The 25,578-nt window shown below is 40.9% G+C and carries 22 protein-coding genes; 10 read left to right on the top strand and 12 right to left on the bottom strand.

Annotation, left to right across the window (positions count from 1 at the left end; genetic code table 11):
* Positions 1 to 106: 106 nt before the first annotated feature.
* From C502_RS0105380 to C502_RS0105355, 6 genes are all read right to left on the bottom strand, one after another.
* The gene (locus C502_RS0105380; RefSeq protein ID WP_026315747.1) at positions 107 to 466 is read right to left on the bottom strand and encodes a DMT family transporter; all 360 of its coding nucleotides are present in this window, start codon (positions 464 to 466) and stop codon (positions 107 to 109) included.
* 81 nt (positions 467 to 547) lie between these two features.
* Positions 548 to 1,033 carry a DUF934 domain-containing protein gene (locus C502_RS0105375; protein ID WP_018677823.1) on the bottom strand — a complete coding sequence of 162 codons (486 nt, stop codon included), beginning with the start codon at positions 1,031 to 1,033 and terminating at the stop codon, positions 548 to 550.
* Positions 1,026 to 2,669, bottom strand: a complete 1,644-nt coding sequence (locus C502_RS0105370) for a nitrite/sulfite reductase (RefSeq protein WP_018677822.1) — start codon at positions 2,667 to 2,669, stop codon at positions 1,026 to 1,028. Before C502_RS0105370 ends, C502_RS0105375 begins: the two co-directional genes overlap by 8 nt.
* Before the next feature lie 251 nt (positions 2,670 to 2,920).
* Positions 2,921 to 5,317, bottom strand: coding sequence for a glucose/quinate/shikimate family membrane-bound PQQ-dependent dehydrogenase (locus tag C502_RS0105365; RefSeq protein ID WP_023274719.1), 2,397 nt, complete (start codon positions 5,315 to 5,317; stop codon positions 2,921 to 2,923).
* Positions 5,318 to 5,462: 145 nt separating this feature from the next.
* Positions 5,463 to 6,683, bottom strand: coding sequence for a carbohydrate porin (locus tag C502_RS0105360; RefSeq protein ID WP_171067614.1), 1,221 nt, complete (start codon positions 6,681 to 6,683; stop codon positions 5,463 to 5,465).
* A 144-nt stretch (positions 6,684 to 6,827) separates the two neighbouring features.
* The gene (locus C502_RS0105355; RefSeq protein WP_018677819.1) at positions 6,828 to 7,946 is read right to left on the bottom strand and encodes a CaiB/BaiF CoA transferase family protein; all 1,119 of its coding nucleotides are present in this window, start codon (positions 7,944 to 7,946) and stop codon (positions 6,828 to 6,830) included.
* A gap of 213 nt (positions 7,947 to 8,159) precedes the next feature.
* Here C502_RS0105355 and C502_RS0105350 point away from each other — a divergent pair, with 213 nt between their 5' ends.
* Positions 8,160 to 9,173 carry an AraC family transcriptional regulator gene (locus tag C502_RS0105350; RefSeq protein WP_018677818.1) on the top strand — a complete coding sequence of 338 codons (1,014 nt, stop codon included), beginning with the start codon at positions 8,160 to 8,162 and terminating at the stop codon, positions 9,171 to 9,173.
* A 45-nt stretch (positions 9,174 to 9,218) separates the two neighbouring features.
* Positions 9,219 to 9,773, top strand: coding sequence for a hypothetical protein (locus tag C502_RS0105345; protein ID WP_018677817.1), 555 nt, complete (start codon positions 9,219 to 9,221; stop codon positions 9,771 to 9,773).
* Positions 9,774 to 9,901: 128 nt separating this feature from the next.
* On the opposite strand, the gene C502_RS0105340 is transcribed toward C502_RS0105345, so the two are convergent.
* Complete coding sequence (locus tag C502_RS0105340; RefSeq protein ID WP_023274717.1) at positions 9,902 to 10,999, bottom strand: agmatine deiminase family protein; 1,098 nt, start codon at positions 10,997 to 10,999, stop codon at positions 9,902 to 9,904.
* A 232-nt stretch (positions 11,000 to 11,231) separates the two neighbouring features.
* Here C502_RS0105340 and C502_RS0105335 point away from each other — a divergent pair, with 232 nt between their 5' ends.
* A complete protein-coding gene (locus tag C502_RS0105335; protein WP_018677815.1) occupies positions 11,232 to 12,437 on the top strand; it encodes an acetyl-CoA C-acetyltransferase in 1,206 nt (401 codons plus the stop codon).
* A gap of 292 nt (positions 12,438 to 12,729) precedes the next feature.
* Complete coding sequence (locus C502_RS0105330) at positions 12,730 to 14,865, top strand: 3-hydroxyacyl-CoA dehydrogenase NAD-binding domain-containing protein (protein WP_018677814.1); 2,136 nt, start codon at positions 12,730 to 12,732, stop codon at positions 14,863 to 14,865.
* Positions 14,866 to 14,958: 93 nt separating this feature from the next.
* Here C502_RS0105330 and C502_RS0105325 read toward each other — a convergent pair whose 3' ends face one another.
* Positions 14,959 to 15,249 carry a hypothetical protein gene (locus tag C502_RS0105325; protein ID WP_026315746.1) on the bottom strand — a complete coding sequence of 97 codons (291 nt, stop codon included), beginning with the start codon at positions 15,247 to 15,249 and terminating at the stop codon, positions 14,959 to 14,961.
* Positions 15,250 to 15,512: 263 nt separating this feature from the next.
* Between C502_RS0105325 and C502_RS0105320 the strand changes: the two genes are divergently transcribed.
* From C502_RS0105320 to C502_RS0105310, 3 genes are all read left to right on the top strand, one after another.
* Positions 15,513 to 15,734: a hypothetical protein gene (locus tag C502_RS0105320; RefSeq protein WP_018677812.1), complete on the top strand. Its 222-nt coding sequence runs from the start codon at positions 15,513 to 15,515 to the stop codon at positions 15,732 to 15,734.
* Positions 15,735 to 15,800: 66 nt separating this feature from the next.
* Positions 15,801 to 16,655 carry a patatin-like phospholipase family protein gene (locus tag C502_RS0105315; protein ID WP_018677811.1) on the top strand — a complete coding sequence of 285 codons (855 nt, stop codon included), beginning with the start codon at positions 15,801 to 15,803 and terminating at the stop codon, positions 16,653 to 16,655.
* Positions 16,656 to 16,920: 265 nt separating this feature from the next.
* Positions 16,921 to 17,157, top strand: coding sequence for a hypothetical protein (locus C502_RS0105310; RefSeq protein WP_018677810.1), 237 nt, complete (start codon positions 16,921 to 16,923; stop codon positions 17,155 to 17,157).
* Between the two features lie 56 nt (positions 17,158 to 17,213).
* On the opposite strand, the gene C502_RS0105305 is transcribed toward C502_RS0105310, so the two are convergent.
* Both C502_RS0105305 and C502_RS0105300 read right to left on the bottom strand, forming a co-directional pair.
* A complete protein-coding gene (locus tag C502_RS0105305) occupies positions 17,214 to 17,636 on the bottom strand; it encodes a GNAT family N-acetyltransferase (RefSeq protein WP_018677809.1) in 423 nt (140 codons plus the stop codon).
* Positions 17,637 to 17,653: 17 nt separating this feature from the next.
* Positions 17,654 to 18,871, bottom strand: coding sequence for a class I SAM-dependent methyltransferase (locus C502_RS0105300; protein WP_018677808.1), 1,218 nt, complete (start codon positions 18,869 to 18,871; stop codon positions 17,654 to 17,656).
* Between the two features lie 101 nt (positions 18,872 to 18,972).
* Between C502_RS0105300 and trhA the strand changes: the two genes are divergently transcribed.
* The 3 genes from trhA (at position 18,973) to lpxO (ending at position 22,086) form a co-directional block, all read left to right on the top strand.
* Positions 18,973 to 19,614: a PAQR family membrane homeostasis protein TrhA gene (gene trhA, locus C502_RS0105295; RefSeq protein ID WP_026315745.1), complete on the top strand. Its 642-nt coding sequence runs from the start codon at positions 18,973 to 18,975 to the stop codon at positions 19,612 to 19,614.
* Positions 19,615 to 19,714: 100 nt separating this feature from the next.
* Positions 19,715 to 21,025 (top strand): MFS transporter, encoded by a 1,311-nt coding sequence (locus C502_RS0105290; RefSeq protein WP_018677806.1) that lies wholly within the window; start codon positions 19,715 to 19,717, stop codon positions 21,023 to 21,025.
* A gap of 155 nt (positions 21,026 to 21,180) precedes the next feature.
* Complete coding sequence (gene lpxO / locus C502_RS18100) at positions 21,181 to 22,086, top strand: lipid A hydroxylase LpxO (RefSeq protein ID WP_023274716.1); 906 nt, start codon at positions 21,181 to 21,183, stop codon at positions 22,084 to 22,086.
* 62 nt (positions 22,087 to 22,148) lie between these two features.
* Here lpxO and C502_RS0105275 read toward each other — a convergent pair whose 3' ends face one another.
* On the bottom strand, positions 22,149 to 22,523 hold the full coding sequence (locus C502_RS0105275; RefSeq protein ID WP_018677804.1) for a hypothetical protein: 375 nt from the start codon (positions 22,521 to 22,523) through the stop codon (positions 22,149 to 22,151).
* 146 nt (positions 22,524 to 22,669) lie between these two features.
* Complete coding sequence (gene secA, locus C502_RS0105270) at positions 22,670 to 25,405, bottom strand: preprotein translocase subunit SecA (protein ID WP_018677803.1); 2,736 nt, start codon at positions 25,403 to 25,405, stop codon at positions 22,670 to 22,672.
* Between the last annotated feature and the right edge of the window lie 173 nt (positions 25,406 to 25,578).

The raw sequence follows: 25,578 nt of genomic DNA, 5'->3' as shown, positions 1-25,578 counted from the left end.
ATATGGCTCAGACGAACAAAATATCTTTTTTAAAAATTTAAACATGTTCGTTATAATTAAGACAATCTATTTTTATAACAAATTCTAAAATCACTGTCACCCCTTCTTAATACCAAACATCAATATTGGAATACTGCGCAATAATCATTAGACCAATTGTAATAAATCCAATCCCAACCCACCCTGCTAAATCAATATGCTGTCCTAAAAAAACCTTAGCTAAAGCGGCTGTCGCAATAACACCTAGCCCAGACCAAAGCACATATAAAATCCCAACCTGCATATATTTCAATGCAATCGCAGCACAAGTAAAAAAAACAAGATACAGAACCAAAGCGATTCCTTGATCGAGTTTATTTACTAATCCATTTGCCTTCGCAGAATAAAAAGTTGACAGTACATCCGTTGCGATGGCGAAAAGCAACCAAATCACGCCAGGATTTATTTTTGCAATAAATGTCAGGATTGTTATTCTTCAATCTATAAATTTTAAATCATACGCAATAAAAAAGCTGAACCTGAGTTCAGCTTTTTTATTTAAATGAGCTTAAGCACCTGTTTGGTAACTCGCTTGTGGCACAGCCGTTGATGCTTGATAAGGATGGGTAAAATCTTGAAGCCCTGCAGCGGCCTCATGAATATCTTTACCTTCTTTAACCACAAAGCTATCAAAGCCAGAACGTTTTAAATAATTCAAAACATCCTTGAAGATATCACCAACAGCACGTAACTCGCCTTGATAACCTTGACGACGTAATAATGCTGCAAACGAATAACCACGACCATCATTGAAACCAGCAAACTCAATGAAGATTGTATCCAACTCATTCAATGGAAATTGATGCGTTTCAGGTGAATCATTGACGGTAATGTATAACGCTTTTTTAGCTTGTACATTTGCCAACTGATCAAGTTGAGCCGTTGTTACAACCACATTACCTTGTGGAATCACGCCATCTTCAGCAATCACTTGATAAGTATTGTCAGCAATCGTGCCATCTTTGAACAGCACTTGTAGCGATGTATTAAGCATAAGCACGCTCCTTAAATGGTTGGATGCCAACACGGCGATACGTATCAATGAAACGCTCACCTTCAGCACGTAGATCAAGATAAGTATTGAGGATTTCTTCAATCACATCAGGGACTACATCAGCAGCAAAAGATGGCCCTAAAATATCACCGATAGACGCATCATGATTCGCGTTACCACCTAAAGTGATTTGATAGAATTCTGCACCTTTTTTATCTACACCAAGAATACCAATGTTACCGACATGGTGATGACCACAAGCATTCATACAGCCTGAGATATTCAGATCAAGTTCACCAAGATTATAGATGGTATCTAAATCATCAAAACGACGGCTAATCGCTTCTGAAATTGGAATTGATTTCGCATTTGCCAATGAACAGAAATCACCACCTGGGCAGCAAATAATATCGGTAATAAAACCGATATGCGCACGCGCCATATCGTTCTGTTCTAAGGTTTGCCACAATTCAAATAAATCTTTTTGTGGGACATCCACAAGTGAAATATTTTGTTCGTGTGTCGTACGGAACTCACCAAAAGTGTACTTATCCGCTAAATCCGCGATTAAGTTCATTTCTTCAGTGGTGACATCACCTGGAGCAATCCCTGCACGTTTCAAAGAAATCGTTGCAATACGATAGCCTTTGACTTTATGTGCATTGGTATTCACATTGAACCATTGTTTGAATTTTGGATATTCAGCAAACAAGGCTGTGAAATCTTGATCTTCTAAATCGTGATAATCGAATGGGGTAAATTCCTCATCTAATTTTTTCAAGATTTCAGGTTGAATCTTCAAGGCTTCACGCGTGTGTTCAAATTCAGCTTCAACTTTTTCGGCAAATACTTGTGGCGTTAATGCTTTCACCAAAATTTTGATACGTGCTTTGTATTTGTTATCACGACGACCATGTAAGTTATACACACGTAAGGTCGCTTCTAAATAAGCAATCAAATCTTCACGTGGTAAGAACTCACGGATTATACTACCAATAATTGGAGTACGACCTAAACCACCACCCGCCATGATTTTATAACCGATTTCGCCTGCTTCATTGCGAACGATATAAACACCAATATCATGAAATGCAGTTGCAGCACGATCTGTTTCTTCCAAAGCAGAAACAGCAATCTTGAACTTACGTGGTAAGAATGCAAATTCAGGGTGGAAGGTACTCCACTGACGAATCAATTCACACGTTGGACGTGGGTCAGCAATTTCACCTGCAACCACACCTGCAAACTGGTCAGTCGTTGTATTACGGATACAGTTACCAGAGGTTTGTACGGCATGCATTTGTACTGTTGCGAGTTCAGCAAGAATATCAGGTACATTTTCTAAAGCAGGCCAGTTCAACTGAATATTTTGACGAGTTGAAACGTGGGCATAACCACGATCGTATTCAGTCGCAATTTCAGCAATTTTTCTTAATTGTTTTGTATTCATCAAGCCATAAGGCACAGCAATACGGAGCATCGGTGCATAACGTTGCACGTATAAACCATTTTGCAAACGTAGTGGACGATATTCGTCTTCTGTTAATTTTCCTGCTAAATAGCGTTCTGTTTGATCGCGAAACTGAGCAACACGTTGGTTAATCAGTTGTTGATCGAAATCCGTATATAAATACATGGCGTATGGCTAGTCATTCATTATAAAGGCGACTAGCATAGCGAGCTTTTATTCATCAACAAAATGCTTTTTTTGCATATTTAATAACGATTTTATTGATAAGCTTAGATTAGGCAATAAAAAGAAAAACCCAGACGAATCTGGGCTTTTAATCTCCATTCATTCTCAGCCACAATTCAAGTGGCAAAAGCTTAAAGAGAGTACTCTTCCCTTTCGTAAAGGGTGAGGCGTGTACTCCGCAAGGGAGGGATTTAAGGCAATGCGTAAGCGACTAAATAATCACCCATTTTAGTCCCAAATGAACCATGCCCACCTGCCATAATCACCACGTATTGTTTACCATTAGCTTCATAAGTCATTGGTGTTGCTTGTCCACCCGCAGGTAAACGTGCTTCCCATAACTTATCGCCATTTGAAACATTGAATGCACGAAGATAATTATCTTGGGTTGCTGCAACGAACATCACGTTACCCGCAGTTGAAATAGAACCACCTAAACCCGGTACACCAATTTTAACTGGCGGTAATTGGAACAATTTCGGCAAGCTGTCACGAATCGTACCAATACGTTTTTTCCAAACCACTTCATGGGTTTTTAAGTCCACACCAGTCACAAAGCCCCATGCAGGTTGTTTACATGGCAATCCAAATGGAGACAGGAATGGACTAATCTCTACCCCATATGGCGTGCCATACATAGGTTGCATCCCTTGTTCTGTGCCTGCACCTTTTGCAGTTTGAGGACGATTGGGATCAGCAGGCACTAAGCGACTCACAAATGGCAAGCCAATTGGATTCATCACTGCAACTTGACGATCTGCATTGACGGACATACCACCCCACTCAAATACACCGAGATTTCCAGGGAAAACTAAGGTTCCGTTTTCAGAAGGTGGCGTATAAATACCATCATAGTTCAGACGTTTAAACTTCACACGACACATCAACTGATCAAACATCGTGGCACCCCACATGTCTTTATCCGTCAATTTCTCTTTAGGTGCTAAATTAAAATCAGAGAATGGTTGCGTTTTTGAATAGAACTCACCTTTGGTTTGAGGTCCCCATTTCACGGTTTGCGGGACTGGTTTTTCAGTAATCGGTACGATTGGCTGACCATCACGGCGATCTAAAACAAAGGCATTCCCCGTTTTAGTTAGAACATAAATTGCAGGAACCGTTTGACCTGATTTAACTTGGATATCCGCCAAAGATGGTTGTGATGGCACATCCATATCCCACAAATCATGATGTGTAGTTTGGAAATGCCAGACCAACTTACCCGTTGTCGCATTGATCGCCAACATCGAATTGGCATAACGCTCTTTTAACTCAGTTCGATCACCGCCCCAAATATCTGGTGTACCCACACCTGTTGGGACATAAACGATGTCTAATTTTGCATCATAGGCAAGAGGTGCCCATGCATTTGGTGAGTTATGAACAAATGTCGTTTCTTCACCTGGCATCGCATTTGGATCGGCTGCGCCCGTGTCAAATACCCACAATAATTTACCCGTGTTGACATCATAACCACGAATTACACCAGAGGGTTCTTTATTGGAGTAGTTATCCGTGACTGAACCCGCAATCACAACCGTTGTACCTGAAACCACACCCGGAGAAGTTGGGTTATAGCCCCCTGGATACGCATACGGCATAAATTCTTGTAAATTTACTTCACCATTTTGACCGAAGTCAGAACATGCCTTACCCGTATCAGCATTCACAGCAACTAAACGACCATCATTCACAGGAACAAAGACTTTACGTGGGCACTCAGTAGAAGTCGATTTTTTCGCCTGTAAACTAGTTGCAAATTCGGTGGTATTGGCAGCATCGTAGTACATCACCCCACGACAGGTTAAGTGTTGAAAAGTCTTATCCGTTTTAAGTTTAGGATCAAAACGCCATTTTTCTTTACCTGTTACAGGATCAATCGCAATCAAATGCTGATGTGGCGTACACATAAACATATTGTTGCCGATCTTGATTGGTGTGACTTGGTTGGTGGTTTCACCTGAATCATTGCCAGTTTTGAAATCACCTGTGCGAAATGTCCAAGCAACTTTGAGATCTTTGACATTCTGATCATTGATCTGTGTGAGTGGAGAATAACGCTCTCCCCCTTGACTACGACCATAAGCAGGCCAATCTTCAGGCGCAATCCCATCAACGGCTTTCGCTTGTGCAGGTTGAGGCGTTTGGATCACGCCATTGATCTCTTGTGGATCATTAAAGATCGAATACACCATCACCACAATTGCAATCAGCAATGTCGATGATAATGCTACTTTACTTGATGTCAGGTTATAGAGACCACGTGTAACCGCAGGAATGAGTAACCACAAGCCCAATATTCCAAGAATATCAAGACGTGGTGCAAGTGCCCAAAAGTCAGTTCCAACTTCCCAAACACCCCAAATGATGCTGCCTAACATCAATGCAGCATAGACCCATAAAGGGCCTGAAGCACGTTTATAGAGTTGCACTGCCACAGTGAGTAACAGCGCGCCTGCAATCACATAATAAAAAGACCCACCGATTGCTGCGAGCCAGATACCACCAATCAGCAAGAACAATCCAATTGCAGTGAGGATCATCACCGTCAATGTTCTTAGTCCAGATTTTGAAGCAGATTGATTCATACGATCACCTTGCATCTTTTGTATTTATAGATCCATAAAGAAGATGATCAATCCCCTTTATAGTCGAGTTCAAATCAAAATGGAAAATTTGCAAATGTCACTTATGTTCATAAACGTCATCTGCAAAGTTGCTTGAATATTGAAATTAGAAAATGGTTTGGAACTTAATTCCGCCAACCCATGTCTTATCACCATCTTTCAATGCACCTACATGGTGTACATATTGAATATTTGGTCGAATGGTCAGCCAATCGGTTGCATGAATGCCGTAATACAATTCAGTATTGTATTCTTCATCTAATAGAGGATTATTTTCATCGTTAGCGTGGATACGTGCTAAACCTAAAGCAAGTTCATCTTGTGGTCGTTGTTGTAATAATCCCTTATAGACCAAACCAATATTTTGCATATCTTTGATCGCGTTATTTTTTGAATCATGTACTGTGATATTTATAAAACCACTCAACCCTCGATCTGAGTCCATATCTTGACGAATAAGTTGTTGCTTCGCTGTAAACCACCCACCTTGTTTATGTGAAGTTTTGACAGGATTACTGATATCTACAACATCTGCTGTACTGTAGTAGTAACCAAAGCGGTATTCACCAGAAAGAGAGTGCTGACCTAATTTTGGTGACCAAACCAGTTCTACTGGAATAATTGCCCCACGAGAACCATCAGTACTTAAATTAAAGCCTTTAGCACGCTGCAAATTTTCAGGGTTATATTCATAAGCCCCAATTTGTGCATAAAGATCAGGTTGTAAATTGTATTTAACTCTCAACGCCCACTGGCTTACAGGCCAGTTGTACCATTGATCACCGACCCAGTTACCCACTTGTGAGCCACATAAAGCCAAGTTTTGGAAATCGCAGTCAAAGCTATTGAAATCTTCGCCTTCACCAAAGCGTCCCACTTTAATATCTAAGGCTTGATCTAAAAATTGCTTTTTGATCCAAAGATCCGTTAAACGCCAAGTTTGACCACGTCCCCATACTTCTTGTACAGCGCTTTGATGACCCTGTAAGCCATCTGCCGTTTGCGATAGCGATTGACCATCACGATAAGTCACCGTGATTTGTGCTTCAGTATCTTGCCAGCCTAGAATTTTATTGAGATTGAAGTGTGTGCCTAAAGCCAATTGCCCAGTAAATTCATTACCGTGACTAGAAGACTGTTTAGAATCTAAAACTCCTGCAAATTCACCTGTGTAATCTGCAGAAAAGCGATAACCTTGTTCTTGTAACGCAGTGCGTTGACCGTTCCAATCACCAAACAACCACTGACCCTTTGGATCAAATGCTGAAGTTGCTTGAGCATGTTGTACAACTAAACTTAATGATAGAACGGATAAACAAGAAACAATCTGAGCGTGAGAGATTGTCATGTTTGTGTAACCTTTCATATTCTTAACATAAAAGGTTACTCTGATTTTTTTGATAACAATTTATTTAAAATGTTAACAAACTGTACAACATTTTAACAATCAGTGATAAATCGCACATATTATCTACCACTTGCCCTCACCTAAACCCTGACCAATAAAGGCATATTTAATTTGTGAACGTGAGAACTTAATTGGACATGCCAATTGCGCTTCGGTTTGTTCACTATTTTCAGATAATGGTACATCCACGACCCAACCACGTTGTTCAGCAATTGGAGAAACCAATGCTTCATCAAGACTCAAAACAGGTTCCACACAAATATCTAAGGTTTTAAAAAGCTGCTGCCATACTACAAAATCTTGAGTTTTAAACTTTTCTTGTAATGCTTGTTTCACCGCTTGGCGGTCTTCAGGATCAAATGATGTGCCTTTGGCGAGAAGTAATGGCAATTCTAAAGCGGCAGCCAAACCTGCCATAAATTGTGGTTCTAAACTACCGACAGAGAAATAACGCCCATCTTGAGTCTCATAATAATCATAAAAACTTGCACCATTGAGCATGCCCGCTTCAGGGGCTTGCGGTGTTTGCCCTGCCAAACTTGCAGAAGCAGCCATACTATTTAAACTTGCCACACAATCTGTCATGGAAATATCAATATATTGTCCAAGACCACTACGTTGACGCTCAACAACCGCAGCTAAGATACCAATCACCGCATGCAATGAGCCCCCTGCTACATCTGCAATTTGAATTCCAAGTGGTGGTGGGCCACTATCTTGACGACCACTATGACCAGAAACACCTGCAAGCGCCAAATAGTTAATGTCATGTCCTGCCCGATCTTTATAACTTCCTGTTTGACCATAACCCGTAATCGAGCAATAGATGAGACGTGGATTAATCTCTGCCAAAGTCTCATAGTCCAAACCTAAACGGCGCATGACATCAGGACGGAATTGTTCAAGCACAATATCAAACTCAGAAATTTTATTTTTGATCAGTTGAATATTGGCTGCATCTTTGAGGTCGAGTGCAATAGATTGCTTATTGCGATTCAAATAACTATGTGCCGTGGCTTGTCCATTGGCATAGGGTGGCATAATTCTCACGAGATCTGGACGTGTTGGTGATTCAACATGGATCACTTCTGCACCCATGTCAGCAAGATACATACTTGCAAATGGCCCAGGTAATAAAGTAGAAAAATCGAGGACTTTCAATCCTTTTAAAGCAGATGGCATAATAATTTTTACTCAATTTGTTTAAATTTTCTTTTATACTAGGTACTGATAAACACAAAAACAATGTCATGTTCAGCCATTTACCTTGATAGTTTCGGCAATTTAACATGTATGTATTGAGCAGTTATTTTTCTTGTCAATTGCCCAATTTGATATTTTAGACGGTTATTTAGGTCAATTATCGTGAATAGTAAAGAAACTGAAGGATTCAATATGAGCCGTGATACGATCAGCATCCACTTCGTGAATGCGGCTTTAACAGGTGTGAAACGCCTAGGCATGGACGTTGAAACATTACTTTCACATGTCGGCATAGAAGCAGAACTGTTACGTCAGCCAAAAGCGCGTATCTCTCCCGAACAATATACCCGCTTTGTTAAAATGCTATGGATGGTCACTCAAGACGAACATGTGGGTTTTGATGTACAACCCCGTCGTTTAGGTACATTTGCCATTATGTGCCAATTGATCATCCACTCCAAGACGCTTGGGCAAGCACTCGAACTGTCCTCTCAATTCTATAAACTGTTTGGAGATGAGTGGTCAGTAAGCTTAGAACGTGATAAGCACGAAGCCCGCTTAGTGCCACACATTCCCAAAGCATTAGACCCTGATCATTTTATTACTGAAAGTATGCTGATGATTTGGCATGGGCTTGCTTCATGGTTAATCGAACGTCGTTTACCCTTGGAACGTGTGCATTTTGGCTATGAACGTCCAAGCCATGCAGATGAATACGATGCCCTGTTCTTTGCACCTGTCATGCAGTTCGATGCACCACGTACAGAAATTACATTTGCGGCTGATTATCTCGATTTACCGATACGCCAAGATGACAAAACCTTAGAAGAATTCTTAAAAGCTGCGCCTGCACAATTATTGGTGAAATTTAAGAATACCAACTCCCTAACTTCACGTATTCGTGATGTGTTGAAAAGCCAAATTGGCGAAGAAATGCCAACACTGAATGATGTTGCATCAATGTTGTATTTATCACCACAAACGTTGCGCCGTCGTTTAGCTGCGGAAGGAAAAAGCTATCAAGGTGTGAAAGATGCGTTACGTCGTGATGCTGCAATTCACTTATTACTCACCCCTAATCTCACCCTTGAAGATGTCGCTCAACAAGTCGGTTTTAGTGAGACCAGTACTTTTCACCGTGCCTTTAAAAAATGGACGGGGGTTACGCCTGGTTTATATCGCCAACTACATGGACAGCATTTGTAAATCATATTTCCAAATTAAAGTGCGGAGTCAGCCGTAGTGAATCACATGAGAAAATTCCTATTCGCACTGGTCTTGCTCTGCCCATTTATTGCGCTGGCTAGCGAAAGCGATGGCAACGCCGTGCGGTGTTTTCCAACCGCCATCAATGGTTTTGAGACAGTCCTAACTCCTGATGCACAAGCGGTGGCGCTCAAGACCTACCGGAATACTCATTCGGCCGGCTACAACGCTATGCCATATCACACAGCAATCACATTATTTATTTATGACCGAGACCCATCAACTAATGATCTAGCAGAGTTAAAGGCGGCTATCTCTGAGGTTCTCTCCTCCCATTCAAATGCTGAACTCGTCATGAGCGGCAAAGGCCAAGTGCGGGTGGCCGGTACCTCAGTTGAAGCGCAAGGCGGTCTATTCCTATGGTCTGAGGGAGAAACTAACTACGGATCATTCCTTTGGCTCGTCCCAGGGGACAAGCAATATCTGAAGATGCGCGCAACCTACGTTCGCCCCTTGGAAGAAAAACAGGTCACGAAGGCCATGCAATTTGCTATTGATGCCATTGCGACCGTAGGTGACAAGGTATGTCGTCCACAGTAACGGCTTATAGCCATTCGCTGCGAGACCGACGGCGCTTAAGCGCCGCGCCCTGAGCCCAAACGATAGTCTAAATATGCTCAGGCTATCTTTGAAATTTCAATCACTCAATTTAATCTAAACACCTATTATTAGCGATCTCTAGCCGCTTGAATCAGTTTCGCAGCATTTTCACCTGTCACTTGCCAAGTCAGGCAACGCACACTGCCTCCCATTGGACAAACACTTTCCGCATTGATCGGAATCACTTTCTTCGAGGTATTTTGCTTAATAATACTCAATGCTTTTTGGTCATGTGGCATATTAAAAGTCGGTACATAAATATTGTTATGTGTGACCGTAGCATTCAGATTCACGCCACATGCCGATTCAAAACCATCCCACTGACCTTTTGGATTGGTTTTATATTCAACAGGTACTTCCACAATCTTTGCACTTGGAAATGAAGTTTTCAACTCATCCATCACCGTTGTTCTAAATGATGGTGTTTTTGAATAATCATTCACAAGCAACGTGTTTTTATCAACCCAACTCACCATCCCATCTGAATGTGCAAGCACTTCTTCATCTGGTTCTAGAATAGCAACTTCAGTTGCACCCAATGTGGCTTTTAACTCTTGTTTGGCCTCGTTATAGCTAAGGTCATTATCTTCCATAAAACGTGTAGTGGTGATCACTCGACCCGCATAGTCATCAACAAGGTTACCCCCATCAATCATCAAATCAGTTTTGGCTCTTTGAATTTGATAACGATCAGCAAACTGACTAAAACTTTTTTGCACATCTTTACTTTGTTTCTTGGTCATCGAGGCCCACGTATAGGTAAATTGCACAGGCTGTATTGGATTAACCGTGGTGAAGTCGCGCATCCAAATATCACGGACATCATCCACCAATAAAATGTCTTCAGGAACTTTGCCCTTGAAATAAGGCTTGGTATCCTCATCCATCAGAATCACCACATTGTCATTGCCCAAAATCGATTTTGCATAATTAATCTGGAAATCTACAATCCGCTGAAAGGCTGATTTGTAATACGGATCATGGATAGAGGGTGCAGACAAAACTAAAAGCATTTTGTCATCAGCGGGCTGATTTGAGTAAGTTTGGCTCACTTTATTTTTATCCTCTACTACTTTGTTATTTTCAATATTCCGTCCAGATGAATCGCATCCACAAAATGGCAGCATGAATGCTATCAGGGCATAGTAAGACTTTGGTTTTATCATGTGCTTCCGCCCATCTTTTCTATCAATCATTTCCAAACATTAGTCTAATCGAAGATGTCGCTAGACATGTAAAAGAGCACCAAAGTTAACAATTTGATGGACCACTTGCTTAACCCATCAAATTGGCGAAAAACATCACACTTGCCAATGTTTATCATCATTGCACTGCTACTTAAATTGAGTACACTCGAAGCACAATGATTTTTAATTTAAGGCAATACAAGGAACAGCTATGAGCGAGGCCTATATTATTGATGCCATTCGCACACCACGCGGAAAAGGAAAAAAAGACGGCTCATTACATGAAGTAAAACCAATTACTTTACTGACAACATTATTGAATGAATTACAACAACGTCATCAACTCGATACGTCTAAAGTCGATGATATCGTTTTAGGTTGTGTTACACCAATTGGTGATCAAGGTGGCGATATTGCCAAAACTGCTGCGATTGCCGCAGGTTGGAATGATGATGTTGCGGGTGTACAAATCAACCGTTTCTGTGCTTCTGGTTTAGAAGCAGTGAACTTGGCAGCGCAAAAAGTTCGTTCAGGTTGGGAAGATATTGTGGTTGCGGGTGGTGTGGAGTCCATGTCACGTATCCCAATGGGTTCTGATGGTGGTCCATGGGCGCTTGATCCTGAAACCAACTTAAAATCTTCTTTTGTGCCACAAGGTGTTGGCGCTGACTTGATCGCCACTTTAGATGGCTATAGCCGTGCAGATGTGGATGCATTTGCAGTTGGTTCACAACAAAAGGCTGCTGCTGCTCAAGCAAATGGTTATTTTGATAAATCAGTTGTACCTGTGAAAGATCATGCAGGTGTAACAATCCTAGAAAAAGATGAATTTATCAAAGGAACAACCACTGTTGATGGTTTGGCAAAATTGAATGCCAGCTTTGAAATGATGGGTCAAATGGGCTTCGATGCTATTGCTTTACAGAAGTATCCTGAAGCGCAAAAAATTAACCATGTCCATCATGCAGGCAACTCATCAGGCATCGTCGATGGTGCTGCGGTGGTGTTATTGGCTTCTGAAAAAGCAGTTAAAGAGCAAGGTTTAAAACCTCGTGCCAAGGTGCTTGCAACTGCATTAGTCGGTACAGATCCAACCATCATGTTGACTGGCCCTGCTCCTGCTGCACGCAAAGCTTTAGCCAAAGCAGGCTTGACGATTGATGATATTGACCTATTTGAAGTCAATGAAGCTTTTGCTGCTGTGGTGATGCGGTTTATCACTGAATTGAAAGTTCCTGCCGAGAAAGTCAATGTCAATGGTGGTGCAATCGCAATGGGGCACCCATTAGGCGCAACGGGTGCTATGATTCTAGGTACGTTATTGGATGAATTAGAACGTCAAGGCAAGAAGCGTGGTCTAGCAACATTATGTGTGGGTGGTGGTATGGGCATCGCTACCATTATCGAGTTGGTGTAAATCACTCAAAACCTCCCTGAAATATGAGACTCGGAAACGTCATTCGCAACCTGCATAGTATCTACAATATATTGTTTCTGCGATAAATTGTATAAATGAAAGAATTGAACAGGTTTTGCGAATGACAATGGTTTTGCCTACTTTTGCCGAATGAGAAACAACGTTTCGCAAGGTAGGTCGAACCGAAGGTTTATCCTAAAACTAGATGAGAGCTTAACAAGACGCTGCGATGCTTATATTTACTTATGCAGGTCACTTACGATTAAGCTCATAAAATATTGGACGATGATGTATGAGCGCTATTAAATACGAAAAAAACGCTGACAATATTGTAATTCTTACCCTTGATTCATCAGGTCAATCTGCAAACACCATGAATGCAGAATTCCGTGACTCACTCGAAGATGTCAGCCAAAAGCTCAAAGCTGAAACTGAGCTCAAAGGCATTATTTTCCGTTCTGCGAAGAAAACCTTCTTCGCTGGTGGTGACTTGGATGAACTCATTCAAGTACAACCTGAACACGCGACTGAATTTTTCAAAATGATTGAAAAACTCAAAGGTGACTTACGCACGATCGAAACTTTAGGTGTACCTGTCGTTGCCGCTTTAAACGGTACAGCACTTGGTGGTGGTTGGGAAATCGCATTAGGTTGTCATTATCGTATTGCGATTAATGATCCAAAAACCAAGTTTGGTTTACCTGAAGTAACTTTGGGCTTACTCCCAGGTGGCGGCGGTATCGTGCGTATGGTGCGTTTGCTAGGCTTACAAAATGCCTTCCCTTTCCTCATGGAGGGTAAGCAATTTGGGGTTGATAAAGCAAAATCTCTCGGCTTAGTACATGACACTGCTGAAAATGAACAAGAGCTGCTAGATAAAGCGATTGCTTGGGTCAAAGCCAATCCAAAATCACAACAACCTTACGATGTGAAAGGCTACAAAATCCCAGGTGGTGATCCTAAAACCCCTGCGGTTGCGCAAGTGCTTGCGATTGCTCCTGCAATGCTACGTGACAAAACTAAAGGCTGTTACCCTGCGCCTGAAGCAATTATGGCTGCCGCAGTTGAAGGTGCGCAAGTTGATGTCGATACCGCGCTACGGATTGAATCACGTTACTTCACTCAGCTGACTGTAGGTCAAGTTTCTAAAAACATGATCGGTACATTCTGGCATGGTCTCAATGCGATCAAGTCAGGTGCAAGCCGCCCTACTGATGTTGCAAAATGGCAAGCCACCAAAGTCGGAGTATTAGGTGCGGGCATGATGGGTGCAGGCATTGCCTACTCAACCGCAATCAAAGGTATTCCTGTAGTACTCAAAGATGTATCTGTAGAAAATGCAGAAAAAGGCAAAGCTTATTCGCAAAAACTTCTTGATAAGCGTGTTTCACAAGGTCGTATGTCAGCGGAAAAACGCGATCAAGTGTTAGCACTGATTACTGCAACGGCGGATGCGGCAGATTTACAAGGCTGTGACTTGATCATTGAGGCGGTATTTGAGAATCAAGAACTCAAAGCTAAAGTGACTCAAGAAGCTGAACAATATTTGGTTGAGGGTGGTATTTTTGCTTCAAATACCTCAACTTTACCAATCACAGGTTTGGCAACTGCAAGTAAAGATACCAAGAACTTTATTGGCTTACATTTCTTTAGCCCTGTAGACAAAATGCAATTGGTAGAAATCATCAAAGGCAAAGAAACTTCTGCTGAAACATTGGCTAAAGCCTATGACTTTGTTCAGCAAATTGCCAAGACTCCAATTGTTGTCAATGATAGCCGTGGCTTCTTTACCAGTCGTGTATTTGGCACATTCATTCAGGAAGGTATGCGTCTTCTTGCCGAAGGTGTTCATCCAGCGAAAATCGAAATGGCAGCACTCAAGGCAGGTATGCCTGTCGGCCCACTTGCGATTCAGGATGAAGTATCTTTAACCTTGACTGAACATGTTGCCAGCGAAACGCACAAAGCACTACAAGCTGAAGGTAAAGACCTACCAAAAACGTCGGTTGATGAAGTGGTTCACACCATGATTCATGAGCTGAATCGTAAAGGTAAAGCAGCAGGTGCAGGCTTCTACGACTACCCAGCAAATGGCAAAAAACATTTATGGGATGGACTCAGCCGTTGGAGCAAAGACAATCAGATTCCTGAACAGGACATCATTGATCGCTTCTTGTTTGTGCAGGCACTCGATACCTTACGCTGTTATGAAGAAGGTGTTTTGGAGTCTGTCATTGATGCCAATGTTGGTTCAATTTTTGGTATTGGTTTTGCGCCGTGGACAGGTGGAGCGATTCAGTTCTTGAATCAAAATGGTGTTGCGAAATCGCTACAACGTGCAGAGGAATTAGCAGCTAAGTATGGTGAACGTTTTACAGCACCTAAGTTACTGAGAACACATGCCGTATCAGGTGATGTATTTAAATAACACTATGTGGCAACACTAAACAGCAAGTCTTTCCTCCCTCTCGTCATAGAGGGAGGAATATCAATTTTTATGCACTAAGTTCAGAAAAATTGCTTAACCTAAAAACCAGACGCGTTGCGGCTCAGGTCTTTCGACCACTTTTTTAGGTTGTTCCACTGCGGCAACAGGTGCTTTAATAATATTGAAAGACCGTGTTAAATGATTGACATGACTTTGCAGCTCTGTATCATCGATCGTTTTTGCATAATCAATCAGGTGCTGAGCATATTCTTGATTTTCCACCATATAAAGAACATCAACTACACGACCCGTCACTCGTCTTAAACGCACATAAAATTGTGTAACAGCTGCAAAAACATCCGTATCTGTTGAATCCAAAATCATTTTTTTCTCCATCATATTTTGTTTTTCATCAATCTTGTTATGACCTTCAAAGTAGACCATTATCCTGATACTGCTCAGCTTCTTATCTACCTTGAAAGAATCTGTCTTCATTGATTGAATAGTCTTTCTATTTTAACAATCTCATAATGCAATCCATATTCGACAAAAGTCGACTTTTAGCTGAGTAATTAACATCTACACACTGAGTTGATAATATTTTTATGTTATAAGGCTACTTATTTTCTCTCTTTAGGAAAAATCCTATGTCTGAAAAACTCTGTCCAGAAACGTCGCCTTGGGGTTGGAAAGCATTAATTATTACGATTATCTTGAGCATAGTTTTCATGAGCATTTTCTATTTGGCCATGAACAATGAGCCAGACTATATGCCAATGAACAAGAATAAAGCAGCACCTCAGCATGACATGTCTCCGTCTTCTATGACCACGGACACAACACACTCAGAGCATCAACATCACAACTAAAATACTATTGTCGATCATGATGAATCCATGTTAAACAGGGGTTTATCATGATATTCGAGATTTTCAATGCTTCACCAAAATCGTCAGGCACTGGTCGTTGAAGGTGGTGGAATGCGCGGCGCATTTACCAGCGGTGTCTTAGATGCATTTTTACAGCAACAATTTAATCCTTTTGACCTCTGTGTCGGTGTCTCCTCTGGTTCGACCAATGTTGCGAACTATTTAGCGGCACAACAAGGTCGTACTTTGCAAATTTATTTAGACCACTCACTTCGTTCTGAATTTATTCAATATGGTCGTTTCTTTAAAGGTGGCGATTTACTGGATTTAAAATGGATGTGGGATGTGGTTGAAAAAGAATATCCTCTGAATCAGGCGCATCTATTTGCCAATCATCCAGAATTTTATATGGTACTTACCCATGCCGTTTCAGGCGATGCCACATATATCAAAGCATCTAAAGACAATATTCTAGATGGATTAAGAGCATCCAGTTCGATTCCCGTTTTGACACGTCAAGCCGTTGATATCTTCGGAGAACCCTATTTTGATGGTGGTGTTGCAGATGCCCTACCCGTGCATTGGGCAGCTCAACAACATGATGTTTCAAAACTTATGGTACTGCGAACACGTCCTAAAAATTATTATAAAGCCAGTAGCAAAGGTGATCAGTTACTCGCTAAATATGTGTTTCAACAAAAACGTGGTTTTGCAAAAAGCTTACTGTCAAGAACTCAACGTTATAATGATTCTGTACAATTTTCACGTTCAGCATCAGGACAAAAAATCCTTGAAGTTTGTCCACCTGATTTAAAAAATATGGCTGGTCGACTTTCTCAAAATAAAGCAAAAATCCGCTATAGCTATGATATCGGGATCGAAACAGGCTTAAAAGCAATTGAAGATTGGAAAAATCTTTAAATAAAGTAACAACCAAGTTTTGAATGACCTCAATTTAAGACTTGGCTTTCCCACCCACTTCATCAAATCATTTACTTTCTGTGATTTTTTATCTTAGATGGAATTCGAAGCAATGAGTTTTGTAAATCCACACGTTTAATTCAGTCAAAATATAAATGGATAAACGCCACTCAAATGAATCAGAAAGCCATATAATATTTAAGGTTTTATTAATTTTATGCATGAATGCTGTAACGCTAAGCATTTTTATTTTTTGGAATTTATGATGAGCAATCAACCATACCCACAAAAAGACTCCAATGAAGAAACCGTATTAGGATGGAAGTTTGTCATTATTGTCGGTGTACTAAGTACGATTTTTCTCAGCTTTTTCTATCTAGCAATGTCTCAAGAGCCTGATTATATGCCGGGTGCGCAACGTAAAGCCCAACAACAAAAAGAGCTTTCACAGGCAGCATCTTCTGCAAGCTCTGAAGTGGCTACACAAGATCACCACCAATAGCATCAATTTGACGATGGTTCATCCATATAGTGAAGTATGAGAATTCAAGATTTAGCTTATCGATCAATAGACATCGTCATTTCAATATGCGGAATACCACATTCATCATATTCATCACCTTGCACGATAAAACCAAGCTGTTGATAAAATGAAACTGCATGGATTTGTGAGGAAAGTTGCAGATGAGGTCGAGCCTGTTGTTGTGCATAAGCAATAATCTTGAGCATGATCATTCGCCCAATGCCTTGCCCCCGATAGGCTTTAACAACAGCCACTCGCCCTACACTGTGATTCTGCAACAAACGCGCTGTAGCAATCGGCTGATCTTGATCATAAATCACAAAATGTTGTGAAATGGCATCATGATCATCCCATTCCTCTGCTTCAGGAATATGTTGTTCAGCAATAAAAACCTGTGTTCGGATCAATTTGGCATCTTGCTGTAATTGATCCCAACGTCCCTGTTTAAAGTGATACATCTTATTCTCAGACTCGATTAACACTTACAGCCTAAATTTTCGATCGGCATTTGATCTTGCAACAATAATTCCAGACTTTGTTTTTCAATGCCATACATCGCTTTTAAAGCTTGGATTTGCTGCATGATCTGAGGATCTGGTTGCTGAAGTTCTTTACGTTTGGTCGCCAAAATCATTTTATTTTTACTGGTATGCTCCAAAGCCACAAACTCAAAGACTTTGGTTTCATAGCCATACGCTTTCAGTAATAAAGCACGTAAGGTATCGGTCAACATTTCCGCTTGTTGCCCTGCATGGATACCAAATTGCAGCATCGGCTGTAATACTTCTGGGCTGTGCAATTGTGGACGCAGCTCTTTATGACAACATGGCGCACACATAATCATGGATGCATTGAGGCGAATCCCCGTATGAATCGCAAAATCAGTGGCGATATCACATGCATGTAGTGCAATCATCACGTCCAATTTCTCAGGCTGATAGCTACGTACATCACCTTCAAAGAAATCAAGATGATTGAAGCCTACCTGATCAGCAACATTTTGGCAGAACTCAACCAAGTTTGAACGTAATTCAACTCCCGTAATCAACGGTGTTTTCTGTTGTGCTTGTAAATAATCATACAACGCAAAGGTTAAATAGCCTTTGCCTGAACCAAAATCGACAATGTTCAGCTCTTGCTGGGTCGCATCTATCTGCTCATATGCATGTGAAAAGATTTCAATAAATTTATTAATCTGTTTCCACTTCCGCGCCATACTTGGGACAATCTGCCCTTTTTCATCAGCGATACCCAAATGTTTTAAAAATGGACTGTGCTGCTGTACATAACGTTGCTTTTCACGATTATGTTGCTGCTGTTCAACTTTAAGCGTTGTGGCTTGCTTTTTTTGGCGATTCAACATGGCTTTCTTTTTATTTTTCTTGAGCTGAATATCTTGATCTAAGCTAAATAAATTGGCTTGCTTAGACAATTGCAAAAGCTCGGCAATTTTTTCCAAGCCCTCCGCAATGGTATAATTTTTGGTAATATCTTGGGTCGTATGATGGTATAAACAAGAGAGTGTTGCCTGCCCTTGCAATTCAATCACCCGAAAAGTCATCTTTTCTAATTCTATCTGTTCACCTTTGTATTGACTGATGATCAGCCGATCAAAGCCTTTATTTTCAATAGATTGCTGAATATCCAAGAAAAATTGCTGTTCTTGTTCAAAAGAAAAGTTTGGCGCAAACATAATGAAAACCTAGCAAATAGAAACTAAATTCTAAAGCGTCTTACTTTAAAAGGGAAATTGCATTACGATACAGTTGTATTTTTATGCAAACGATAAATCTAATGACTGCAAATACTCTCACAAGCTATGACCCCAAAGAAGAACTTATCAATGCCTATAGTCATGGTATTGGGGCAGCATTGGCACTGGTTGTCTCTATTTTACTGATTATTAAAGGGCAAGATTTAGCGTTAGGGCAATGGATCAGTTTATGGGTCTATGGATTTAGCTTAGTACTATTACTCAGTAGTTCAATGCTCTATCACTTTGCTCAAGATGAACGCAAACGCTATTGGTATAAAAAATTAGATCATACTGCAATTTATTATCTGATTGCAGGGACATATACTCCCTTTCTCAGTATCGCAATTCCAACTGCCAAAGCCCACTATTTACTGATCGCTTTATGGGTGATTGCACTGATTGGCACGCTGTTTAAGCTCGTTTTTATCCATCGCTTTCAAAAAGTTTCATTGGCAGCTTATCTCTTGATGGGATGGCTGGCGGTTTTGGTCATGGATGATATGCAACGCTATCTCTCTAAAGATGCGGTACAACTCTTGATTGCAGGTGGACTCGCCTACACTGTCGGCACATTGTTTTATGCGTTAAAAAAGGTAAGATATACCCACGCAATTTGGCATGTTTTTGTGCTATTAGGGGCAGGTTTACACTTTTTAGCGATCTATTGTTATGTATTATAAGATAATACATCACATCAAGTTTGCTGAGTAAACTCCGCATTCAAAAGGAATTTTCAAGGCAGCAATTCTGTCTCTTGAATAAATAAAATTAAGGTTATATATGTCGTCAAGTACTACGACTGTCACCACTGAGGTGGCAAGCAATTCAAAAGTACGGGTATTATTTGCCAGCCTTGTGGGCACTACGATTGAGTTTTTTGACTTTTATATCTATGCCACCGCCGCTGTACTGATTTTTCCACATCTCTTTTTCCCTGAAAGTAGCGATAGCGCTGCGGTACTCAAATCACTGGCAACTTTCGCTATCGCCTTTATTGCTCGCCCAATTGGTGCAGCAATTTTTGGGCATTTAGGTGATCGAATTGGACGTAAGGCAACACTGGTTGCAGCCCTACTCACCATGGGAATTTCAACCGTGTGTATTGGGCTATTGCCAACCTATGCACAAATTGGACTTGCAGCACCACTACTGCTCGCCTTATGTCGTTTAGGGCAAGGTTTAGGTCTGGGCGGTGAATGGAGTGGTGCTGTTTTACTTGCCACTGAGAATGCACCAGAAGGTAAACGCGCTTGGTATGGCATGTTCCCTCAACTCGGTGCACCGATTGGCTTCATTTTGGCAACAGGCTCATTTCTTTTATTGAATGCGTTTATGTCCGAACAAGATTTTATGACTTGGGGATGGCGTATTCCATTTATTTCCAGTGCTGTATTGGTTCTTGTTGGTCTCTACATTCGTTTGAAACTGCATGAAACACCTGCCTTTCAAAAGGTGCTAAATAAGCAAAAAGAAGTCAATGTGCCATTTAAAGAAGTCATGACCAAGCATCTACCGATGTTAATTCTCGGTACGATTGCGGCAATCTGTACTTTTGTGGTGTTTTATCTCACGACGGTATTCGCTCTAACATGGGGAACAACTCAATTAGGCTATACACGAGGTGAGTTTTTGCAACTACAACTGGTTGCAACCTTATGTTTTGCCGCATTTATTCCAGTTTCAGCCATTTTAGCTGAGAAATTTGGACGCAAAACCACATCAATTGCCGTATGTGTTTTGTCAGCTTTGTTTGGGCTATGCTTCGCCCCTTTACTCGGTTCAGGTAGCCCGATATTGGTCTTCTTGTTCTTATGTATCGGACTCTCGATTATGGGGCTCACCTATGGGCCGATTGGAACCGTACTTTCCGAGATTTTTCCAATCTCAGTCCGTTATACAGGTTCAGCATTAACTTTTAATTTAGCGGGTATTTTTGGTGCATCCTTTGCCCCATATATCGCGACTAAACTTGCAGAAAGTTATGGTCTAGGTGCTGTAGGTTTATATCTCAGCTTAGCGTCAATTTTATCTTTAATTGCATTTTTACTGATCCGTGAAACCAAAAATGATGATGTAAATAACCAAATCTAATAGTTCGATTCTTTCGGGTGATTCATTTAGCAATCACCCGAAAAGCCACTGATCTGATAAGATCTCCCATCTTTTGTAGTTGATTTGACAAGAGCATTCTGCAAAATATTTTTTGTGCTAAAATAATTCTCTCCTATTTTTAGACGTCTGTATTTATGTACGCAGTGATTATCGTTGTCGTATTTTTAATCAGTTTTTTATATACTTATTACCGTGGTAAGGAACGATTAAAAGCATCTCGGCAATTATTCGACCATTCTACATTCCTAGCACCAGTTAACATGTTTATGACTGGTTTTTCTAAATTGCCAAACCAAGCTTTTTTTGACGTCGCACAATTTCCTGAGCTAAAACCGCTTCAAGACAATTGGCAAGTCATTCGAGAAGAAGCCATTCAACTTCAAAATCAAATTAAAGCCTCTGAAAAAAATAATGATGCTGGTTTTAATACGTTTTTTAAACGGGGTTGGAAACGTTTTTACTTGAAATGGTATCAAGAAAGTCACCCTTCGGCACAACAGCTTTGCCCAAAAACAGTGGCTTTACTCGAAAGTATTCCTTCTGTAAAAGCAGCCATGTTTACCGAGCTTCCATCAGGCAGCTACTTAGGTAAACACCGTGACCCTTATGCAGGTTCTGTTCGTTATCACTTAGGTTTAGTCACCCCTAATAGCGATGATTGCTTTATTGAGGTCGATCAAGAACGCTATAGTTGGCGAGATGGTGAAGCAACCGTTTTTGATGAAACCTATGTACATTGGGCACATAATCAAACTGATGAAACTCGTATCATCCTGTTCTGTGATATTGAACGCCCGATGAAATGGGGTTGGGCGCAGAAAATCAATCATTGGTTTGGACGCAATGTCATGTCTGCTGCAAGCTCACCCAATGATGATCAAGACAATACTGGATTTATTAACCGTATCTTTAAATATGGTTATGCAGTTCACCATTATGGTCGTGGGCTAAAAGAGCGTAATCGCCGCTTATACTATGTTTCTAAATGGCTACTATTCGGTATTATTATTGGCTTAATTCTACTTCCAAGTTTTTTATAATCAGATTTTTACATAAAAAAAGAGATGCTTAGCATCTCTTTTTTTACACCAGAATAAACCATTTATTTAGGTGCTTGAACACTTGCTGTTTGTACCGCAGCTTCGCCAATCAGCGCAACTTTGGCTTTTTCTTGGCTTCTTGCCGACAATGCTGGGTTTGTTGCCACGATGCGATTAATATTGGCAGAATTTGCAGGTGCGATTGCCGCTGTTTGCAACACAATTGGGCGATTACCTGTATCACCTAAAGTATAGCGAATACCTGTGCGTGGACTAATGACGGTCGTAACCTCACGTTTCACTTGAGCTTCAGCGGTTGTTGGCCCTTTTGCTGCAAGTACTTTATCCACCGTTGTGGTTTGAGGAATATTTTCTGCAACTGCGAAACCAGATACTGTCGCACTCGCTAAAATTAAAAGTTGTAATGGCTTTTTCATTGTCTTCCCGCTTTTAATGCGAATCCAATCAAGGACTATAATTCCATAATAAAACTACAAAGTTGGCTTAGACTCAAGTTACTTCTCGTAAAAAAGCAGAGCCAATGCTCTGCTCTTTACTCAAGTCTAAACCAAGTCGAGAATGATTAAATCTTACCGTGGCATTGCTTATATTTAAGACCAGAACCACATGGGCATGGTGCATTACGGCTTTCTGGAACTGGGAAGAGTGTATTTCCAGATAAACTACCCGTCTCTTCAGAAACAGTCACTTCACCCGTTAAACCATCCACATCGTCATGCTCAAAAGAAAGACGCATCGATTCAGCTTGACGTTGTTGTTGTGCCTCTAGCTCAGCTAGCTCTTCTGCTGTCGGTACATGCACACGAGATAAATCCGTCACGACATCCGACTTGATCACACCTAACATATTCACAAATAAGTTGAAAGCTTCTTTCTTATACTCTTGCTCAGGGTTCTTCTGTGCATAACCACGTAAATGAATCCCTTGACGTAAGTAATCCATCGCCGCCAAATGATCTTTCCAATGACGATCAAGTGAATTCAACATAAAGTGACGTTCTAGCATTGCAGCCGACTCATCACCCATTTGCTCACGACGTTGACGATAGCGAGCAATCACTTCATCAGAAATACGTGCAATCAAACCTTCTTCATCTAAACGACGGTCTTGATCAAGCCACTGTTGAACAGGAAGCTCAATACCTAGATCTGCGCGCAGTGCATTTTCTAAGCCTTCAATATCCCATTGATCATGAATCGATTCAGGTGGGATAAAGTTGGCAATCACCCCTTTAATGACTTCATGATGCATTTCTTCGATATAGTCTTGTAAGGTACTTTCTGCCAAGACTTCATCACGTTGAGTATAAATAATCTTACGTTGTTCGTTATTGACATCATCGTACTTCAATAGGTTTTTACGAATATCAAAGTTACGTGCCTCAACTTTACGTTGTGCATTCTCAATCGAACGACTGACCATTTTATGCTCAATGGCTTCATTTTCTTGTAAGCCCATTGCACGCATCATGGCAACCACACGATCACCCGCAAAGATACGCATCAAATCATCTTCAAGCGACAAATAGAAACGTGATACACCAGGGTCACCTTGACGACCTGCACGACCACGCAACTGGTTATCAATACGACGTGATTCATGGCGTTCAGAACCGATGATATGTAAACCACCAGAACTTAAAACATCTCCGTGGTCTTTTTCCCACTGTGCCTGTAAACGAGTTTCATCTTCAGACGTTGGATTTTCAATTTTGGCAAGTTTCGCTTTCCAGTTACCACCGAGCAAAATATCCGTACCACGACCTGCCATGTTGGTGGCAATTGTCACCGCATTTGGGCTACCTGCTTGCGCAATAATATCTGCTTCACGTTCATGTTGTTTTGCATTCAAAACTTCATGATGGATCCCTGCTTGCAGCAATTTTGAAGATAAAATTTCACTAGCTTCAATCGTTGCCGTACCAATCAAAATAGGCGCAACACCTTTCTGACGAATATTGCTGATCTCTTCAATGATGGCATTGTATTTACCATTACGATTCAAATAAATTAAATCGTTATGATCTTCACGTACCATTGGACGGTGTGTTGGAATCAGTACTACATCTAAGCCATAAATTTCTTTCATCTCTGAAGCTTCAGTATCAGCAGTACCTGTCATACCTGAAAGCTTTTTATACAGACGGAAATAGTTTTGGAATGTTGTGGTTGCCAATGTCTGGTTTTCTGGTTGAATTTCCATATTCTCTTTGGCTTCAACCGCTTGGTGCAGACCTTCTGACCAACGACGACCAGGCATGGTACGACCCGTACTTTCATCCACAATAATGACTTCTTCTTTTTGAGTCTGTGGATTGACACCAATAATGTAATGTACGTTTTTCTGATACAAATAATGTGCGCGAATTGCGGCAGTCACATGGTGAACCAAATTCAAGTTGGTTGCTGAATAAAGGCTTTCACCTTCAGCCAATAACCCCATACGAATCAATTCTTGTTCAACCGTTTCATAACCAACTTCAGTCATTTCAACTGAACGTTGCTTTTCATCTACCCAAAAATGTCCGCCATCAGCCACTTTTTCTTCTTTCTGTGGGCTTAATGTTGGTGGGATACTATTGATTAACTGGTACAAATGAGATGAATCTTCACTTTGCCCAGAAATGATCAATGGGGTACGTGCTTCATCAATTAAAATTGAGTCAACTTCATCGATAATCGCGTAACTTAAACCACGTTGTTTTTTCTCTTGTAGAGAAAACACCATGTTGTCACGTAGATAATCGAAACCAAATTCGTTGTTAGTACCGTAAGTAATATCGGCGAAATAAGCTTCAGCTTTTTCGGCTGGCATTTGCATTGAATAAATCACACCAATGCTCAGACCTAAAAACTCAAATAATGGGCGATTCAGCTCAGCATCACGTTGTGCCAAGTAATCATTCACCGTAATCACGTGAACGCCTTGACCACTCAATGCATTCAAATAACACGCTAAAGTACCCATGAGGGTTTTACCTTCACCTGTACGCATCTCAGCAATTTTACCTTCGTGTAAGGTAATACCACCAATGAGCTGCACATCATAATGACGCATACCCATGACACGTTTCGCTGCTTCACGGCAAACCGCAAAGGCTTCAGGCATCAATTTATCTAAACTTTCACCGTTATTAAAACGCTGTTTGAATTCTGGAGTTTTTGCAGAGAGGTCTGCATCGTTTAGAGCAGATATCGTCGGTTCAAGCGCATTAATTTGTTCAACAATTTTACGCATGCGTTTGAGCTCACGCTCATTTTTTGTACCGAAGATACCTCCGATCAGACTTGCCAACATGAATAAACTCTCTAATCCTGTTTGTTTAAATAAGTAATTTTTTCTTAGCTGTTATTATGGAGTCAGAAATAAGAACTACAAGGGCTTTGCATCCAAACAGGTAAAAAAACTGCGAGGCGACTCTGACATCACACAACTAAGCAGCGTTAATGTAGCAAATTTGCATTTAACTT

The sequence above is a fragment of the Acinetobacter tjernbergiae DSM 14971 = CIP 107465 genome, from assembly GCF_000374425.1.
In the GTDB taxonomy this organism is placed as follows: Bacteria; Pseudomonadota; Gammaproteobacteria; order Pseudomonadales; family Moraxellaceae; genus Acinetobacter; species Acinetobacter tjernbergiae.
The sequence above is the reverse complement of the archived record's forward strand: the minus strand, read 5'-3'. Positions and strand labels throughout refer to the sequence as shown.

Excerpts from the sequence above, each read along its gene's own strand:
- C502_RS0105370 (WP_018677822.1), bottom strand. The coding sequence starts at position 2,669 with ATGTATTTATATACGGATTTCGATCAACAACTGATTAACCAACGTGTT.
- C502_RS0105375 (WP_018677823.1), bottom strand. The coding sequence starts at position 1,033 with ATGCTTAATACATCGCTACAAGTGCTGTTCAAAGATGGCACGATTGCT.
- C502_RS0105355 (WP_018677819.1), bottom strand. The coding sequence starts at position 7,946 with ATGCCATCTGCTTTAAAAGGATTGAAAGTCCTCGATTTTTCTACTTTA.
- C502_RS0105325 (WP_026315746.1), bottom strand. The coding sequence starts at position 15,249 with ATGATTTTGGATTCAACAGATACGGATGTTTTTGCAGCTGTTACACAA.
- C502_RS0105310 (WP_018677810.1), top strand. The coding sequence starts at position 16,921 with ATGAGCAATCAACCATACCCACAAAAAGACTCCAATGAAGAAACCGTA.
- C502_RS0105330 (WP_018677814.1), top strand. The coding sequence starts at position 12,730 with ATGAGCGCTATTAAATACGAAAAAAACGCTGACAATATTGTAATTCTT.
- C502_RS0105320 (WP_018677812.1), top strand. The coding sequence starts at position 15,513 with ATGTCTGAAAAACTCTGTCCAGAAACGTCGCCTTGGGGTTGGAAAGCA.
- C502_RS0105290 (WP_018677806.1), top strand. The coding sequence starts at position 19,715 with ATGTCGTCAAGTACTACGACTGTCACCACTGAGGTGGCAAGCAATTCA.
- C502_RS0105335 (WP_018677815.1), top strand. The coding sequence starts at position 11,232 with ATGAGCGAGGCCTATATTATTGATGCCATTCGCACACCACGCGGAAAA.
- C502_RS0105300 (WP_018677808.1), bottom strand. The coding sequence starts at position 18,871 with ATGTTTGCGCCAAACTTTTCTTTTGAACAAGAACAGCAATTTTTCTTG.
- C502_RS0105305 (WP_018677809.1), bottom strand. The coding sequence starts at position 17,636 with ATGTATCACTTTAAACAGGGACGTTGGGATCAATTACAGCAAGATGCC.
- trhA (WP_026315745.1), top strand. The coding sequence starts at position 18,973 with ATGACTGCAAATACTCTCACAAGCTATGACCCCAAAGAAGAACTTATC.
- C502_RS0105350 (WP_018677818.1), top strand. The coding sequence starts at position 8,160 with ATGAGCCGTGATACGATCAGCATCCACTTCGTGAATGCGGCTTTAACA.
- secA (WP_018677803.1), bottom strand. The coding sequence starts at position 25,405 with ATGTTGGCAAGTCTGATCGGAGGTATCTTCGGTACAAAAAATGAGCGT.
- C502_RS0105315 (WP_018677811.1), top strand. The coding sequence starts at position 15,801 with ATGCTTCACCAAAATCGTCAGGCACTGGTCGTTGAAGGTGGTGGAATG.
- C502_RS0105275 (WP_018677804.1), bottom strand. The coding sequence starts at position 22,523 with ATGAAAAAGCCATTACAACTTTTAATTTTAGCGAGTGCGACAGTATCT.
- C502_RS0105365 (WP_023274719.1), bottom strand. The coding sequence starts at position 5,317 with ATGAATCAATCTGCTTCAAAATCTGGACTAAGAACATTGACGGTGATG.
- C502_RS0105345 (WP_018677817.1), top strand. The coding sequence starts at position 9,219 with ATGAGAAAATTCCTATTCGCACTGGTCTTGCTCTGCCCATTTATTGCG.
- C502_RS0105340 (WP_023274717.1), bottom strand. The coding sequence starts at position 10,999 with ATGATAAAACCAAAGTCTTACTATGCCCTGATAGCATTCATGCTGCCA.
- lpxO (WP_023274716.1), top strand. The coding sequence starts at position 21,181 with ATGTACGCAGTGATTATCGTTGTCGTATTTTTAATCAGTTTTTTATAT.